The sequence below is a fragment of the Pyxidicoccus xibeiensis genome (assembly GCF_024198175.1).
GTDB classification, from domain to species: domain Bacteria; phylum Myxococcota; class Myxococcia; order Myxococcales; family Myxococcaceae; genus Myxococcus; species Myxococcus xibeiensis.
Genome location: NZ_JAJVKV010000049.1, coordinates 1 through 1,635, shown reverse-complemented (window position 1 = coordinate 1,635; position 1,635 = coordinate 1). Strand labels below are relative to the sequence as shown.

The window sequence follows — 1,635 nt, the reverse complement described above, 5'->3', positions numbered from 1 at the left end:
GCAGCACCTGCTGCTGGTGACGCTGCACCACATCATCTCGGACGGCTGGTCCACGGCCGTCATGGTGCGAGAGCTGGGCGCGTACTACCGCCAGTTCACCGGCGGCGAGCCCGCCCGCCTCGCGCCGCTGTCCGTGCAGTACGCGGACTACTCGGTCTGGCAGCGCCAGTGGCTGCAGGGTGACGTGCTGAAGCAGGAGCTGGACTGGTGGCGGCAGCAGCTGGCCGGCTCGAGCCATGCGCTGGAGCTGCCCACGGACCGGCCCCGTCCGGCGGTGCAGACGTACCGCGGCGCGATGCTGCCGGTCGCGCTGTCCCGCGACGTGAGTGACGCCATCAAGGCACTGGCACAGCGCGAAGGGGCCACGCCCTTCATGGTGCTGCTCGCCTCGTGGCAGCTGCTGCTCTCCAAGTACTCCGGGCAGGACGACGTCTCGGTTGGCTCGCCCATCGCCAACCGCAACCGGGTGGAGACCGAAGGCCTCATCGGCTTCTTCATCAACACCCTCGTGCTGCGCGCGAAGATTGACGGCCGTCAGTCCTTCCGCGAGCTGCTCGCCCAGGCCCGGCAGCGCACGCTCGCCGCGTACGAGCACCAGGATGTTCCCTTCGAGAAGCTGGTCGAAGAGCTCCAGCCGCAGCGAGACCTGAGCCGCAGCCCGCTCTTCCAGGTCACGCTCACGCTGCAGAACACGCCCAACGAGACGCTGAACCTGCCGGGGCTGACGCTCACCCCCGTGGCGCCGGAGCTCGACTCGTCGAAGTACGACTTCAGCCTCCTGCTCGAAGAGGGCAGCGAGGGCTTCACCGGCTTCCTCAACTACAACACGGACCTCTTCGACGCCGGCACCGTGCAGCGGTTGATGCAGCACTACGCCGTGCTCCTCCAGGCGGCCGTCTCCACACCGGAGCGCAGGCTCGAGCTGCTCCCGGTGCTCACGGATGCCGAGCGCCAGCAGGTGGTGACGGAGTGGAGCGGCAAGCGCGGGGACTACCCGAGCGACACCTCCCTGGCGGACCTCTTCACGCAGCAGGTGCGCAGCACGCCGGACGCCGTCGCGCTCGTCTTCGGTGACGAGCAGCTGACGTACGCGCAGCTGGACACGCGCGCCAACCAGCTCGCCAACTACCTCCACTCGGTGGGTGTGCAGGCCGGAAGCCGTGTCGCGGTGCGCCTGGAGCGCTCCGTCGACCTGGTGGTCGGCCTGCTGGCCATCCTCAAGGCCGGCGCCGCCTACGTCCCGCTGGACAAGGGCTGGCCCACCGAGCGCGTCACCTTCGTGCTCCAGCAGTCCGCCGCGGGCGTGCTGCTCACCCAGTCGGAGCTCGCAGACGAGCTGCCCGACACGGGCAGCGTCCTCGTCGTCATGGACGAGGAAGGCGCTCGCATCGCGCGCCAGTCCGAGTCCGCCCCCGCCATTCCCTCCACCGGGGATGCGCTGGCGTACGTGATGTTCACCTCGGGCTCCACCGGCCAGCCCAAGGGCGTCTGCGTGCCTCACCGGGCCATCGCGCGCCTGGTGAAGAGCAACAGCTTCATGCGCTTCGGGCCCCAGGAAGTCTGGCTCCAGGCCGCCCCCGTCGCCTTCGACGCCTCGACTCTCGAAATCTGGGGTGCGCTCCTCAACGGCGCGAA

At 69.4% G+C, this 1,635-nt stretch carries 1 protein-coding gene; it reads left to right on the top strand.

The genetic code is table 11. The features are described from left to right. The coding region (locus LXT23_RS49480; RefSeq protein ID WP_253987555.1) for a non-ribosomal peptide synthetase at positions 1-1,635 on the top strand (1,635 nt) is incomplete at both ends.